The sequence below is a fragment of the Arthrobacter sp. MPF02 genome, assembly GCF_046605375.1.
In the GTDB taxonomy this organism is placed as follows: Bacteria; Actinomycetota; Actinomycetes; order Actinomycetales; family Micrococcaceae; genus Arthrobacter.
This window is the reverse complement of record NZ_CP176772.1, coordinates 2,866,817-2,880,412: the sequence shown is the minus strand read 5'-3', so window position 1 is coordinate 2,880,412 and position 13,596 is coordinate 2,866,817. Positions and strand designations below refer to the sequence as shown.

Genomic DNA, 13,596 nt, shown 5'->3' with positions numbered 1-13,596 from the left:
GGCCTTGAAGGTATGGCGCTTAGGCGCCGGCCTTCAGCTCCCATGCCAACGTCGCGCCGGTCGTACTGCCCATCAACGCGTTCTGGTCCTCCTGGGTAAGACCTGTGGTGTTGAACTCATAGCTGACTTTGTATACGACGCTCGTGATCCCTTTGGGGGCCGAACCTGCTGACACAGGGGCCGTCGTTGTTGCAGCCAAAGCTGACAGGGCGGTGCTCGGGAAGACAACACCGTTGTTCGCAGCAACGAAGTTGGAGCAGTCCGCTGCAACGCTGCCGGTTCCCGAGGAGGGGCCACCGGTCACCATGGCCAGCTTCAGCTGGTCGCTGAAATCTTTGGTGCTATCGGTGCCGTTGACAAGATTTTTCACGGAAGCGTAAATGGTCCCCTGAACGTTCACGCTGGAGTCAGCGGTGACCGTGATGCACCGGCTGCCGGTGTCGCCGGGCGCAAGGCCGGCGACATTGAAGGTCGCTTCCTGTACGTCGTTGTCGGTGAGCTTTATCTGGCCCGTTGTCCAGTTGTTGGCACTGGTGGTGTTGGCGGTGAAGGCCGCGCTGGAGCCCTGCCATACCATCGCGCCGGCGGCGACAACAGCCAGGGGGCCAGCAGCGAAGCCGGCAATTTTGCGGGTACGGGAACTGGGAGCACGCATAAGACAATCCTTCTGATGGAGACCGCCCCGAAACCGCCCCAATCGCGGGCGGCACGGGTTCTGAAAGTTTATTCTGTTGCTTCTGGCCACCCGACGTTGTGGAGAAACTTCGGCAGGTACTTGTTGTTGTGTGGCTTGGTGACAGCTTGCCAATGCATCCTCTAGTTTTGTGCCTGCTATTCATCAAGATTCGTACAGAATTTTGTTCGACTGACGGGCAACGTGGGCATTCCCCTTGTAGCAAATAACTGGGGCCGGTGCCGACAACTACGTCAGCAAACCATTTGTGCCGAATCCATTGCGTCGTTTCGGGAAGCTGCGCGGCCTACTTAGCGCCGCATAACAGCGCCTCTGGTGCAATTCCTTGGGGTACAGCGAGGATTACTTGAGCCGGCCTTGAGGGTCCTTCCCTAGCATCGCAGCATGGGTAAATACGGGGGTTCCTACTACGTTCGGCAGTCACGGCGGGAGAAGCGGGAGCGGCTGCGGCGTCAGTTGTCCTATGTCCTGCTCGCCGTTTTGGCGGTGGCAACAGCCGCCGTTGTGTGGGCGGCATTGTAAGGCAGGAGGCGGGCAGGCCCGCGGCGGTGGTGGGGCAGCGCTTATACCTACCTAAGCCGGCACAGCGGGGCCTGATAAACAACCTGCCGCTGCCACCGGTCCGGCGGTACCGGGAGGTCCTGCAACTGCTTCCCCTGTAATCCGGGTACCTGAGGTGAGGGTCCGAACAGCTTCGCGCAATTCACTGGGACGAAAAGGCTTGGCGAGGTACGCGTCCGCCCCTGCAGCCAGGCTGCCGAAAACGTCGTTTTCCTCTGTCCTGGCGGACAGGACCAGCAGCGGTACCGAAGTATGAGTCCTCACTGCCTTCACCAGTAGATCACCGTCCAGGTCCGGCATAGCCAAATCCAGCGTAATAAGGGACAGTTCGGGATCCGCCGCGGCGAGGACTCCCTCGATTCCCGTCCTGGCAGTGCGCACCTCAAACCCTTCACGGGTCAGCACCACCTTCACCAGCCCACGGATATCGTCGTCGTCCTCCACCACCAGGCAGACACGGCGTTCACTCATCAAGCCCCCCGGCATGCTTTTTTGTATCAGTTTAGCCGGGGTGGCGCATGTTTTATTTCACAGCAATTGCCCGCGCACTGAAGGTGCCCGGTGCCGCGATCCATGCAGGGAATTTATTGGTCGGCTTAGGGCGGCCCAGGAGGGCTTCCTTGGCACTCTCAGGATCGGCACAACCTCGCTCTGCTGCTTCTGGAAGCGGAATCCACAACTGGCTGCGTATAGCGCATTCCTACGTAGGCGAACCTCAAGAGTTCGCGCATTGCCGAAGCATGGGCGCAGGTAACTTATCGCGCTTGAGCTGATCTTGATTCAAGCTTGCAGCTTTTTTGATTGCAGTCATGCTGTTTCTTTGATTTTCCCTTGGAATGCTCACTGTCGGCATCTGCTGACGGAAAGGGACTCATGGAAGATTTATCTGCAGGGCCCCATCTGATGATGGCGGTCCGCACGTGATTACTGTGATAATTCCTGCGCACAATGAAGAAGCTGCAATAGCAGCCACGCTGGGCTCCCTGTATAAACAGACACTTGTCCCGGACAGGTTAATCGTGGTGGCTGATAATTGCACCGACGCTACTGAGGATATCGCCGTGCGGGCGGGGGCGGAGGTGGTACGCACGGTTGGCAACACAGACAAAAAAGCCGGCGCCCTGAACTTCGTTCTTGCCGGCCTGCTGCCGGCGTCGGCACCGGAAGACTTGATACTCGTACAAGATGCTGATTCCCAGTTGTCCAGCGACTTCATCGAGCGCTCGGTCGCCCACCTGCGCAAAGACCCGCGGCTCGGTGCTGTAGGGGGTGTATTTCAGGGCGGCCCCGGCGGTGGCCTTGTGGGTCACCTTCAGCGGAATGAATACGCCCGTTACGTCCGCGACGTGCGGCGCCTGCAGGGAAAGTGCCTGGTAGTGACGGGCACGGCAGCGCTTTTCCGCGTACGTACCCTCCGCGATGTTGTAGCGGCCCGCCTCGACGGAACCCTGCCTCCCGGTGACGGGCGCGGCGGCGTCTATGACACATCTGTCCTGACGGAGGACAACGAACTGTCGTTCGCCCTGCTGACCCTGAAATACCGCATTCGCTCTCCTGCAGATTGCACGCTCATCACCGAAGTGATGCCCACCTGGAAGCAGTTGTGGGCCCAGCGGCTGAGGTGGAAGCGCGGCGCGCTGGAGAACTGCATGCAGTACGGCTGGACTGCGGTAACCCGGCCGTACTGGGGCCGGCAACTGCTTGCGGCCATCGGAGTAATGGTGACCTTCGCCTATTTGGGCACGGTGGCGTTTGCACTGGTCACGGGCACAGGATTGCACATTCAGCCCTTCTGGCTTGCCGTGACCGGTGTCTTCGTGATCGAGCGGATAGTGACGGTAAGACTGCGGGGATGGAGGTACATGCTCGCTGCCGCCACGATGTACGAGCTGATGATCGACCTGTTTCTGCAGGCGGTCCACGCGAAGGCTTACGCAGATGCAATCTTCAAGAGAAAGAAAGTGTGGTAAAGCCATGTATAACAATGCAGCTGTTCCCGCGGCCGCTGGAGCCGGGTCCGGAACCCTCGCCATGACCGGAGCGGGCGATATCTTCTGGTTTGCTCTCGCCGCCTTTGCGCTCCTCGCGCTTGGCCTGGCCATCAAGCGGATTGTTCCGGTACGGGGCCAGTAGGTCCGCCGGGACCAACTGCTGAATCGATGTAGTCAGTAAGCGGGCGCGAGGTGCTTGCCATGCGGATGCACCTCGCGCCCGCCGCCGCCATTCAGGCTGTGATGCTTACGGTGTTGGAGCACCCCGCGGCGTCACAGATTTTGTACGTTGTGGTACTTCCGGCCCTCACGGAACTCGTAAAGCTTCCGGTATTGGGAATGGATTTCTTAACTCCGTTCGTCCACAGCGTCACACTGCTTCCAGCGGCACCGGACCACTTCAACGTCGTGTTGGCGCCCTTTTTTGTAGCGGTGCTGGTTGCGCTCAGTGAAATTTCGGGGGCCGGCGCCGGAACGGAGCTGGCTCCTGCCGCGACGAAGGAAAAATCACGAACAACAACCTGTTCAGGCCTCACGTGGGCAGGATCCCCGCCGCCACCTCCTGTGACCCACAGGTTGAAGTGGACTCTTTCCTTAGCCGGTACCGGCACTGTTGCACTCTCCAGCACAGTCCGCTTAAGCAAAGGCCCGCCATAACCTTCGCCAGCGAAGGTTTCGTAGGTGATGCGGCCCGGTTCCCACACCATACGATGCGTAGTTATGGGGCTGCTTGTGACATCGAAGGTGACAGTATTGTTGCCCGTTCCCGGCGGCTTGGAGGCGTCAAACCAGTAGCCGTGGCCCTGGCTTACGGGCCAGGACTCACCAAAGCTTGCCCCGCCACCCCAGGCCGACGCCTCACAGAGGTCAATTTCGTTGTAACCAGGCGCCGCAGCAGGATCGTAGGTGAACAAGCATCCCCACACCACTTCCTTTTGCATCGCGCTAAGGTCCTTCTCCACCACGGTGCTGTACGTACCGTAACCAAAGCCCTCCCGCGTTGACTGGAACTCCGCCCCTATAGGAGCTTCACCCGTCGGGTTAGTGATCTTCAAGGTCACGTGCCCGTTGGCGTCGGGGCCGCTGACGTTGGCGGGATCATATGCCTGGTTGTACTGCGGTGCACCACTCCAGAAGCGCTTCTGCCAGTTAAATCCCTCCCAGCTGAAACTGCCCGTCGGGCCCGGGTTGGGGTCAAGCGTAGTTGTGTCAGCAGCACTTGCTGCCGGCACGCCCGCCAATGCAGTCATCCCCGCGACCATCAGGGCAGCGAGCGGTTTTCCGCGGCGAGCCATAGTTGAGGCAGAACACTTAACAGCGGTCATGCAAAATCCCCTTAATCATTTGCTTCCCAGCGAGCTGTGCGTGCACAACGTTGTGCACGCAATCATCCTCGCCGTGAGTTCCGGCGAAAACAATAGAACAAAAACTGAATTTCTGGATTCCCTATCAAGAAAAACGCAGTATTTGCAAAGGATGCCCAGGGGCTGCGCATGTTCCTGTAAGTTATGCTGCCCATGCCCCTAATCGGATCGATGATGCGGGTGGCAATTCGTGTTCAAGCGTTTGTGGTGCCTTGGCTACAGGCGCATGACCGCATCTGACAATCCGCCCCTGTTGCGCTCGCCCGGGATCAGGGCCCGCGACGGGCCCAGCGGCAAGAATCGCTCAAGAGTTTCCCAGCGCCGGTCTCTACTGCAGGAGCCGATGTTAACGTGCTTGAAGGTCTGGTAATGAGAATGGGGGTTCTTTGTGGAAACACGCACTGTCGTAATTGTTGAAGACGCCGCAGACGTTAGGGACGCCCTGACTTTAATTTTTCGGCAGGCTGGCTTTCGGGTTCACGCCGTCGGATCGGGGGCGGAAGGGGTGCGGGCGGTGCGCGATCACCAGCCCCAAGCCATGATCCTCGATATTGAGCTGCCCGACATTGACGGGTATGAGGTGGCAAGGCGCGTACGGCTCTTCAGTAACACCTACATCCTGATGCTGACCGCCCGGGCACAGGAACTGGACATCCTCCTGGGCCTTGAAGCCGGCGCCGATGACTATGTCAGCAAGCCCTTCCGGCTTAGGGAAATCAGGTATCGGGTGGAGGCGCTGCTGCGCCGGCCACGGATCCGCAGTGATACTCCGGACCTGACGGCGTCGCCCTTGCAAGATGCCGAAAGCATCGAATCTTCGCAGTTCACACCCGCCATGGCTGAACAAAGAACTCCGCGCCTTGAACACAATGGGTTGCGGATGAATTTGCCGGCCAGGACCGTCGAGGTGGACGGAACCGAGGTCAGACTCACGGCCTCCGAATTCGATCTGCTGCGTGCCCTGCTGGAAAGCGGCAGGACCGTCAGGGCTAAAGAGGATTTGGCTGCAGTCCTCCGCGGGGGGCAGGGTGGGAACGACGGCTTTGGGCGTGAATCGGACGAGCAGGTTGTCCAGGTCCACATCGCCAACCTTCGGAAGAAGCTTGGGGATTCCGCAGCGGACCCGCGCTGGGTGGAAACTGTCCACGGCTTCGGGTACCGCCTGGCGGCCGCCAAAGCGGTTGCCCCGGCGGTTGGGCACTGACAGCAAGTTCCGCGGTCGTGACGCGAAGGACCGCCGTCGTAATATGACGGCGGTCCTTGCATTGCTGCACGGCTCCTCTTGCTGCCCAGCTCCTCTCGCGGCCCAGTGCCGGCTCCTTAGTTTCGGGCTTCCGGTACGATGGCCGGTCTGCGCAGCAGCGCCTTGGCATGGGCCTCCAGAACGCCGGGCCGGAAAGGCTTCAACAGGTATTGATCCGCTCCGGCGAAGAGGCCCAGCTCGATGTCCCCGGCTTCCTTGGTTGCACTGATGATCATAATGGGAGCAGTACTGAACATCCTGATCCTGCGGATGACTTCCAGGCCGTCAAAGCCCGGAAGGTCCATATCCGTGGTAATCAAGGAAGCCTGCACACGACTGGCCGCCTGGACTCCTTCAGGTCCGCTGACTGCGGCATGCACCGTGAAGCCGGCTCGCTGAAGAACTGTGCTGATCAGGAGATTGACGTCCGGGTCGTCCTCGATGACTACCGCGGAAAGCGTGTCCATGCCGGTACTACTTCTGCTGTGCCGCGGGGGCCGCTGTTGCCGCGTACCCGATGGTCAGCGCGTCCATCACCGTCTGGCGGGTGAACACGCCGCTGCCGGGTTCGGTCTCGGTGAGCAGATCGAACGTGAACACGATACGGGTGGTTTCCGCGCCCGGGTTTCCCGGTACGACGACGGCAGAGGAGTAGGAGTGCGGATCACCGATGGCAAAATCACCGGTGTCATTGGCCAGGACGGCGCTCAAGGCATCAACGCGGGCATTGAACCTGGTGATCTTGATGGTCCTGTCCACGGCGGACCCGGCCACCTTCGCGTTCACCTGGATGATGGGGGAGCTCTCGGGGGTCCAGAGCACAGGGTTTTCGGTGGTCCAGTAATCCACCAGCAAATGGTTGCCGGCTGCCCCCAGGCTCCGGGAAGTGGAACCATCGGCCAAATCATTGTGAATCGCCCGAACCGGCTCCGGAGCAACACTTTCCGGTTCCGGAACCGCCTGGGCATCCGTGTCGGGCACAGGGGTGACGGCGGCAACCTGCTCGGCCACCTGCCCGGCGGCTTGTTCGGCGGCTTGTTCGACGGCGGGGGCCGGGCCGGGTGCGCCGGTAGGGCCGGGAATACCCGGCAGGGAACAACCCGAAACGGTAAGGACAGCGGCAAGGGACAGGGCGGAAAGCCCGGTAGCGGTCAGGGGGCGGCGGGTAGTTTGGGTTTTGCGGGCGGCGTGCGCAGCGTTGGCCATGACAATAACTCCTTGGGATGATGCAAAAGTGGCAAGCAGGGCGGTTTACCTGCTGGCCCCGGCGGCGTCGAGGCCCGGGGCCAGCCGGCGGAAAAGCTAGACGTGGAAGCCACGATGGCCCCGCAGCGCCTTTCGCAGCATGAACACGGTCTGGACCATGGTGGTGATGTACAGGACAGGCCAGCCGATAGACAGGATGGCCGAACGCAGGTCAACGGACATCTGCAGCCAGGCGAAGATCACGCCTCCCGAAATGACCGCCAGGACGATCGCCGGCATCAGGTAGGCGGAACCGGCGCCCCGCTCGGCGCGGGCTTGTGCTGCCCAGTTGTCCGTCTGGGCGCTGGCAAAGAACTTTGCCCATGCCCGTACGAAGTGCCCCATGCGCAGCCACAAGTAGGCCTCGGCTGGCAGCACAAGGAGTGCAAAGGCAATGTCCCGTCCGGTTTTTCCCTTGATCGACAAGGCGATGCGCAGGTTCAGGATGACGGCCACGATGGGCGGAATGAGCCAAACCGGGTAGAAGACGTACGCATTGATGCTCAGGGAGGCCGCGAGGAGCATCAGGAATGAGATGCGGGTGAGGATATTGAAAAGCATGGACACGTTCTCGCTCCACCGCAGCCTGAGGTTCGGGTGCAGGGGCTGACCGGGGGTGTTGCTGCGCTGGCCGGGCCACATCAGGTCGATGGCGCCGTAGTTCCACTTCACCTGCTGGCCGTCCAGGGAGCGGAGGGTGTTCATGCCGCCCACGGAGGCGCGCGCCGTGGCGGAGATCTTGGTGGCGTAACCAAGGTTCTTGATCTGCAGGGACAGCAGGGAGTCCTCCACCTCGGAGTCCTTGACCCACGGGGTGGACTGGCGGTTGTCCACCATCACGTTCTTCAGGGCTTCCATGGACAGCAGCGAGCACTGCCCTCCTAGGACGGCCATGTTTCGGCCGCGCAGCAGGTTATCCATGTTGAAAGCGGCGAACTGGGCCCGCTGCCCGGCCGTGAGGAAATTCGCGATGAAACCCTTCTTTTCCAGCTCGGCCACGGTATAGATCGCGGAGATCCCGCCGATGCGCGGATCACTGAGGATTTCCTGCTCCAGCTGCTCCACGGCGTACTGGTCCACCACGGTGTCCCCGTCCACGCCTAGGAAGTAGTCAAAGTCGTCGCACACCTGGGCGAAACCGTAATTCAGCGCGCCCACCTTCTTGTCCTTGTTCACGCCGATGTCGTGGATGAAAACCTCGGTACGCTGCGTAACGTCCCGGTAGGTGCGCTCGTGGGGGCCGGCGAATTCACGGGCAATGAAGAACGTTTCGTCGTCGGTGTTGTTGATCACCACGTGGATGACATCCGGGAGCCGGGTCTGGTTCAGCAGTGAGGAGAGAACGTCCGCGATGGTCTCCTCCTCGTTGTACGCGGGAATGACGCAGGCGATGCCCGCCCTGGTGGAAGCTTGTTCCTGCTCAGGGCTCCTGATGACGGACAGGTAGTGCGTGTCCTCAGGTTTGTCGGTTGTGATGGTCATGTTTTTGCCTCCAGCAGCACTCGGTGAACTGATGGCACACAGTTTGGAAAAGCCCCATCAAGGACAGCCCCCAAAACCCATGAACAGAACCAGAGGCTTATTTCAGGATTTTCCGTACGTGTCCTTAACAAGGTCTTAAGGGGGCTGGTGCTGCGTCTTCCGGTAACACTGCGCGTTACTTGAGCCAACCTTGAGGGTGCTTTCATAGCATCGCAGCATGGGCAGATATGGGGGTTCCTACTACGTCCGGCAGTCGCGGCGGGAGAAGCGGGAGCGATTGCGGCGGCAGTTGTCCTACGTCCTGCTCGCCGTCCTGGCCACAGCAGCAGCCGCTGTTGTATGGGCAGCCCTGGGCGGGTAGCGGGCCGGGGCGGACGCGTCACATAACGTGTGACTTGATCCTGCTCTGCACCTATGCAACGGAAACAGGAAGTACCCTTACTTCCCTGTAGCGGCGGGAAATCCCGGAACGGTGCAGCTTTCCGTGAATCCAACCGTCTGTCGGCTGGATGTTGACAAGACTTGTCAATCGCTTGGCCTCGTGGTTGAGTCGTGATCGATGGGGATCACTTGACTTAGGAGGCTGTTATGGCTTTTTCGGAGTATGTCTTTGCGCTATTCGCGCTGCTGTGCACCCTGCTGGTTCCCTTCGTTGTCCTGCACCAGATGTTGCGGATGAAGCGCCGTGCTGTCCGTGGCTTCGCTCCCTCCGCCCTTCGAAGTGATCGTCGCTGACATGCCTTACGTAGACATCAACCCACACCGGAGCCGCCCCAAGTGGCAGGCCTATGCCGTCCTGGGTGTTCTCCTGATCCTTACGGCAGCGGTGGTGGCTGCAGCGCTCACCCGTATGTGACCCGCTGTGCGAGGGCCGGCGGTTAGGCTGCTGCTGCGCCTGGAGCTTTCCGGTAGCGGATCAGCGTGGCGGCATCGGCGGCTGGCGCCGCAGCTCCGCGCGGACGTCCGTCAACATCTGCGGGCCCCGCACAATGTCGGCGTTTACCAGACGGTGGAGCGCCGAGGCAGCCGTCCGCGCCTCGTCCCACCGGTTGTTGCGGAGGAAGGTCTCGACGGCGCGGCAGCCGGCCTCAGTCTCTAAGGCACCGGTCATGGCCGAGGTTACCTTCAGGCTGATCAGCGCATCGAGTGCCCGTTCATAGTCCTGCTCATCAAGATGGCGAACGATGCGGGCAATCCGGGCGGGAAGCATCATTAGGTAATCGGCCAGGAAATTCAGCGCTGAAGCCGGACACCCCAGATCATCAGCCAACGCAAGCATCGGTGCGAGTTGCAAGGCGCCGCCCTCAGCCACAATTTCCGGGGACGCAAGAGCCTGCGTGGACCGGAGGATTTGCTAAGCAGGCGGCGGCTGTGGTGAGGGGCTGGGGCACCGTACGGCTCATGGTTTTCATCCTGTCCCGTTGGTTTCGCGGACGTGATGTCATTCATGCCGCTTCTGACCCGTCCAACTTTGCCGGAGCAGTATCAAGTCCAGCCGGAGTCTGAAGAAAGAATGCATCAAGAGTTCCTCAGGACAGAGCTACCCGAGGCATGCAGCACAAGCGACGTCCTGCTCCTTGCCATGTTCCGGAACGGTCGTGTTACCGCGTGTCCACGTCCTCAAACACCAGGAACGTCTGCGTGTCCAGCACTCCGGGCATGGGCTGCAGCTGGTCGAAGATGACCCGGCGTAGGTCGATGTTGTCGACGGCGCGGACCAGCAGGATCACGTCGAAGTCGCCGCCCACCAGGGCGATGTGGTGCACCTCCGGGATGGCTGCGAGGAGATCGCGCAGTTCCCGCCAGGCGTCCTGCTTGAGCTTCAGCGTCACGTAGGCGGAGGACTTCAGCCCCGCCTTGATCGGATCCACCACCGCCGTGAACCGGGACAACACCCCGTCCGAGGTGAGCCGGGCGATCCGGGTGTAGGCGTGCGCCCGGGAAATGTGCACGTTCTCCGCCACCTGCGTCACGGACATCCTGCCGTCCCGGGTGAGCTCGGCGATGATGCTGCGGTCGATGTCGTCCAGCGGCGCCGGTTCCGTCCGGACGTCCTTTGCTGCCATTTTGTCCACAACCCCTGCCCGTAACCCGGCTCACGATTACAAATCGTCTTTCAGTCTAGGCACCTTGAAACAACTTCTCCACGATTTCCGCAGATGCTGGATACGAAACCAACCCCGGGTCAATACTGGGAAGGAATAGTGGCCAAAGAAGGACGGACCAATGACGATCTCCGCGAACCACACCGCGCCCGGCACCACAGCGCCGGACCAGGGGCACCAGGAACCACCCGAAAACGCCCTCACCGAGGCGGTGAAGAAGTTCGGCATCACGATTGAGGACTACATGCTCCCGGCCCGGCACCAGATCCAGATGGTCGCCCCGGACGGCACCCTGAACCCCGACAGCGAGCAGGGCACCGAACCCGGCCACGAATACCCCCTGCCCGGCGATGAGGAACTGCTGGCAGCGTACGAGCAGCTCGTCGTCGGGCGCCGCGTCAACGACCAGAACTCGGCACTCGTCCGGCAGGGCCGCATGGCCGTCTACCCCTCCAGCCACGGCCAGGAAGCCTGCCAGGTGGCCGCCGCCCTGTGCCTGTCCGAGGGTGACTGGATGTTCCCCACCTACCGCGACGCCGTCGCCGTCATGGCCCGCGGCGTGGACCCCGTGCAGGCGATGACCATCTTCCGCGGCGACTGGCACGGCGGCTACGACCCCCTCAAGCACAAGGTGGGCATCCAGTGCACCCCGCTGACCACCCAGCTGCTGCACGCCGTCGGCGTCGCCCACGCCGCCAAGCTCCGCGGCGAGGACACCGTGGTGCTTGAAAGCCCGTGACCGCCATCAACCGCAGGACATTGCACCGAACCGGATCGTCCACCGGGACGGGAGACTCATGGTCGTGGGTCAGCAGGGCTTCGGCGGTCCAGCGGGTGACTCTGCTGCCGCTATCCGCCAGACATCCCCGTCCCAAGCCAAGGTGTACCGAAGACCCCAGTCCGAGCAGGTCTGCCCGTCTTGCCCGTCCTGTGCCGCCTGCTCCGTCCGCAGGATAACGTCCACCGTCAGCTCGGCGTCTGTACCGCTGATGGAATTGACGGTCAGGGCGCGCCAGAAGGATGTGGACAGGCCCGAGCTCCAAACCGACAACCCCTTCATGTCCGCCTGCATGGCAGGAGTAAAGACGGCAAACGCCGCCTCATAGGCGGCACGGTTGATTGCCTGGCCGTGGCGAAGCAGGCTCTGGATGGCGCCGGAAGCATGCTCGTGATCTGCATTGTTGGTGGTGATGATGTCACTGCTCGAGGTTTCCGCGTGGTCCCTGCAACTGGCCGATGGCAGGGGAGTGGTCCGTTTTCCCCAGTCGGTAGCCTGGGCTGCGGCTGTCACCCCTGACGCGGCGTAGCCCGTGCCCTCGGCCCCGTAGTCATTCGTGCCCCCGGTGCCCAGAACCCACGCCCGTTTGGCACTCACCACTCCTGCCACTGATCCGTCCATCAGCAACAGCGGGCCTCCACTGTTGCCGGGGTTCAAAGCAGTGTCCGTCTGGATCAATCCGCGATGCGTGCCTGATTCCGTATCGACTTCCTGGTTCAGGGCACTGACCCTACCGGCCGTGAAGGTCATGCCCGAGTCGAGGGGGAAACCGATGGCTGCGACTTCAACACCCTGGGCTGGTGTCGTCGTCGCGAACCTAAACTGGTGGCCCTCGACCGGCGCCGCCGTTTTCAGCAGGGCAAGGTCCTGCGAATCATTGATGCCCATCACCCGGGCTGTGGTGTACTGGCCGTTGACGGATACGTTGATGGCCGTCTCGTTTTTGGCCACGTGCGCCGCCGTCATGATCAGGTCTTCCCCCACCAGGAAGCCGGTGCCGGTACCCCCGCCGTCGCAAAGGACCACGGCCAAATGGGCCACTCCCGAGTTGACCAACTGGAACGTTTCCGCCCAGTCTTTGGGCCCGGGCGTGCCTGAAGGCAAGGGCGTTGCTGCCGCCGACTGCGGCGATGACGACGATGGCGCAGGCCTCGGTGTGACTGAAGCGCCGCCGTCGGAAGCTGCTCCGGGAGATGTGCATGCCGTTGCCAGCAGGAGGGCCGCGAGGGAGGGGACGAAGCGGGCGTTTGGCGTCAGGGCGGTTGACTTCATGGGGCATCCTTTCGAGAGCGCCCCAGCCCCAGCTGCCGGTGCAGTACGTTCACGCTAGCCACCGGACAAGGGCGCTACAAGCGCGACACGACGGTGCGGGGGCGCATGGACCGCTTCAGTACCTTCGAGCAGGACGCCGCGAACCTGCTACACCGCGAATGTCGGCCGCTTTCCTGCCCAGAACCGAGCCGCGATGAGCTTCGCTGAGCACCGGCAGTTTGAAGTCCTGGAGAACCTCAAAAACCGCGTCGGCACCCTCTTGACCGTCACACGGCGGCCAACATAGCAATCAGCAGGAAAGGACCCGCGCAGCGCGTGTGCGGGTCCTTCGTTGACAGATGATGCAAGCTTCGTCCGGGGAGAACTTAGGGTCCTTTGGAGCGGGCAGCACCAGAAGAAACGATGAAGGTTATTCCCGATGCAAGGAACACCACCCCTATCGTGTTACCTGAAACAACCAAGATCAGCGATATGACCACAAGGAGGGCGCCGATTGGAAGAAGAGCCGACTTGCCCCACGGTGTGGCTGGTCGATCTGCTTTGGGTACGGTGTTCCTGCCGGCTCTCATGTGGCCGAGGCTACGGCATCCGGTCAGCCGGTTCAAGGACCGCCTCAGCGCCCTTTCTCACCGTGTCACACAGCTGGATTAGCCCGCCAGCAAGAAGATCCCGCACGTGAACTGTGCGGCGCGGAGGGCTAGCCAGGGCGATGTGGTGCACCTCGGGGATGGCACCCAGCTGGTCGCGCAGTTCCCGCCCTTTGCTGCCATTTCGTCCACACACCCTGCCCGTAACGCAGCTCACATTTGCAAACCGTCTTTCATCGAAGGCACCTTGAAACAACTTCTCCACGATTTCCGC

Annotated in this window: 15 protein-coding genes and 1 pseudogene; 7 read left to right on the top strand and 9 right to left on the bottom strand. The window is 61.6% G+C overall.

Annotation, left to right across the window (positions count from 1 at the left end):
* Positions 1-19: 19 nt before the first annotated feature.
* Entirely contained in the window at positions 20-655 is a 636-nt protein-coding gene (locus ACLH0K_RS13595) for a TasA family protein (protein WP_411374091.1), read from the bottom strand.
* Positions 656-1,078: 423 nt separating this feature from the next.
* On the opposite strand from ACLH0K_RS13595, the gene ACLH0K_RS13590 reads away from it, so the two are divergent.
* Positions 1,079-1,216, top strand: a complete 138-nt coding sequence (locus tag ACLH0K_RS13590) for a hypothetical protein (RefSeq protein ID WP_411374090.1) — start codon at positions 1,079-1,081, stop codon at positions 1,214-1,216.
* A 51-nt stretch (positions 1,217-1,267) separates the two neighbouring features.
* Here the strand turns inward: ACLH0K_RS13590 and ACLH0K_RS13585 are convergent, their stop codons facing one another.
* Positions 1,268-1,726 (bottom strand): response regulator transcription factor, encoded by a 459-nt coding sequence (locus ACLH0K_RS13585; protein WP_411374089.1) that lies wholly within the window; start codon positions 1,724-1,726, stop codon positions 1,268-1,270.
* 449 nt (positions 1,727-2,175) lie between these two features.
* On the opposite strand from ACLH0K_RS13585, the gene ACLH0K_RS13580 reads away from it, so the two are divergent.
* Positions 2,176-3,225, top strand: coding sequence for a glycosyltransferase family 2 protein (locus tag ACLH0K_RS13580; RefSeq protein WP_411374088.1), 1,050 nt, complete (start codon positions 2,176-2,178; stop codon positions 3,223-3,225).
* A 4-nt stretch (positions 3,226-3,229) separates the two neighbouring features.
* On the top strand, positions 3,230-3,388 hold the full coding sequence (locus ACLH0K_RS13575) for a hypothetical protein (RefSeq protein WP_411374087.1): 159 nt from the start codon (positions 3,230-3,232) through the stop codon (positions 3,386-3,388).
* A gap of 91 nt (positions 3,389-3,479) precedes the next feature.
* On the opposite strand, the gene ACLH0K_RS13570 is transcribed toward ACLH0K_RS13575, so the two are convergent.
* Entirely contained in the window at positions 3,480-4,496 is a 1,017-nt protein-coding gene (locus ACLH0K_RS13570) for a hypothetical protein (RefSeq protein WP_411374086.1), read from the bottom strand.
* A gap of 502 nt (positions 4,497-4,998) precedes the next feature.
* On the opposite strand from ACLH0K_RS13570, the gene ACLH0K_RS13565 reads away from it, so the two are divergent.
* A complete protein-coding gene (locus ACLH0K_RS13565) occupies positions 4,999-5,814 on the top strand; it encodes a response regulator transcription factor (RefSeq protein ID WP_411374085.1) in 816 nt (271 codons plus the stop codon).
* 116 nt (positions 5,815-5,930) lie between these two features.
* On the opposite strand, the gene ACLH0K_RS13560 is transcribed toward ACLH0K_RS13565, so the two are convergent.
* The 3 genes from ACLH0K_RS13560 to ACLH0K_RS13550 form a co-directional block, all read right to left on the bottom strand.
* Entirely contained in the window at positions 5,931-6,320 is a 390-nt protein-coding gene (locus ACLH0K_RS13560; RefSeq protein ID WP_411374084.1) for a response regulator transcription factor, read from the bottom strand.
* A 7-nt stretch (positions 6,321-6,327) separates the two neighbouring features.
* Entirely contained in the window at positions 6,328-7,059 is a 732-nt protein-coding gene (locus ACLH0K_RS13555; RefSeq protein ID WP_411374083.1) for a hypothetical protein, read from the bottom strand.
* Positions 7,060-7,155: 96 nt separating this feature from the next.
* A complete protein-coding gene (locus ACLH0K_RS13550; RefSeq protein WP_411374082.1) occupies positions 7,156-8,580 on the bottom strand; it encodes a glycosyltransferase family 2 protein in 1,425 nt (474 codons plus the stop codon).
* Between the two features lie 217 nt (positions 8,581-8,797).
* Between ACLH0K_RS13550 and ACLH0K_RS13545 the strand changes: the two genes are divergently transcribed.
* Positions 8,798-8,941 (top strand): hypothetical protein, encoded by a 144-nt coding sequence (locus tag ACLH0K_RS13545; RefSeq protein WP_411374081.1) that lies wholly within the window; start codon positions 8,798-8,800, stop codon positions 8,939-8,941.
* Positions 8,942-9,168: 227 nt separating this feature from the next.
* Entirely contained in the window at positions 9,169-9,315 is a 147-nt protein-coding gene (locus ACLH0K_RS13540; protein WP_411374080.1) for a hypothetical protein, read from the top strand.
* Between the two features lie 181 nt (positions 9,316-9,496).
* Here the strand turns inward: ACLH0K_RS13540 and ACLH0K_RS13535 are convergent, their stop codons facing one another.
* Both ACLH0K_RS13535 and ACLH0K_RS13530 read right to left on the bottom strand, forming a co-directional pair.
* A complete protein-coding gene (locus tag ACLH0K_RS13535; protein ID WP_411374079.1) occupies positions 9,497-9,874 on the bottom strand; it encodes an Hpt domain-containing protein in 378 nt (125 codons plus the stop codon).
* Positions 9,875-10,181: 307 nt separating this feature from the next.
* Positions 10,182-10,646, bottom strand: a complete 465-nt coding sequence (locus tag ACLH0K_RS13530) for an Lrp/AsnC family transcriptional regulator (protein WP_411374078.1) — start codon at positions 10,644-10,646, stop codon at positions 10,182-10,184.
* A gap of 160 nt (positions 10,647-10,806) precedes the next feature.
* Here ACLH0K_RS13530 and ACLH0K_RS13525 point away from each other — a divergent pair.
* A pseudogene (locus ACLH0K_RS13525) lies at positions 10,807-11,412 on the top strand (thiamine pyrophosphate-dependent enzyme); the annotation flags it as partial.
* 81 nt (positions 11,413-11,493) lie between these two features.
* On the opposite strand, the gene ACLH0K_RS13520 reads toward ACLH0K_RS13525, so the two are convergent.
* Positions 11,494-12,735, bottom strand: coding sequence for a S1C family serine protease (locus tag ACLH0K_RS13520; RefSeq protein WP_411374077.1), 1,242 nt, complete (start codon positions 12,733-12,735; stop codon positions 11,494-11,496).
* Positions 12,736-13,596 lie beyond the last annotated feature (861 nt).

Bases quoted from the DNA above. Each gene is read 5' to 3' on its own strand.
- ACLH0K_RS13545 (WP_411374081.1), top strand. From the start codon at position 8,798: ATGGGCAGATATGGGGGTTCCTACTACGTCCGGCAGTCGCGGCGGGAG.
- ACLH0K_RS13585 (WP_411374089.1), bottom strand. From the start codon at position 1,726: ATGAGTGAACGCCGTGTCTGCCTGGTGGTGGAGGACGACGACGATATC.
- ACLH0K_RS13520 (WP_411374077.1), bottom strand. From the start codon at position 12,735: ATGAAGTCAACCGCCCTGACGCCAAACGCCCGCTTCGTCCCCTCCCTC.
- ACLH0K_RS13555 (WP_411374083.1), bottom strand. From the start codon at position 7,059: ATGGCCAACGCTGCGCACGCCGCCCGCAAAACCCAAACTACCCGCCGC.
- ACLH0K_RS13590 (WP_411374090.1), top strand. From the start codon at position 1,079: ATGGGTAAATACGGGGGTTCCTACTACGTTCGGCAGTCACGGCGGGAG.
- ACLH0K_RS13595 (WP_411374091.1), bottom strand. From the start codon at position 655: ATGCGTGCTCCCAGTTCCCGTACCCGCAAAATTGCCGGCTTCGCTGCT.
- ACLH0K_RS13530 (WP_411374078.1), bottom strand. From the start codon at position 10,646: ATGGCAGCAAAGGACGTCCGGACGGAACCGGCGCCGCTGGACGACATC.
- ACLH0K_RS13550 (WP_411374082.1), bottom strand. From the start codon at position 8,580: ATGACCATCACAACCGACAAACCTGAGGACACGCACTACCTGTCCGTC.
- ACLH0K_RS13575 (WP_411374087.1), top strand. From the start codon at position 3,230: ATGTATAACAATGCAGCTGTTCCCGCGGCCGCTGGAGCCGGGTCCGGA.
- ACLH0K_RS13540 (WP_411374080.1), top strand. From the start codon at position 9,169: ATGGCTTTTTCGGAGTATGTCTTTGCGCTATTCGCGCTGCTGTGCACC.
- ACLH0K_RS13560 (WP_411374084.1), bottom strand. From the start codon at position 6,320: ATGGACACGCTTTCCGCGGTAGTCATCGAGGACGACCCGGACGTCAAT.
- ACLH0K_RS13570 (WP_411374086.1), bottom strand. From the start codon at position 4,496: ATGACTGCATTGGCGGGCGTGCCGGCAGCAAGTGCTGCTGACACAACT.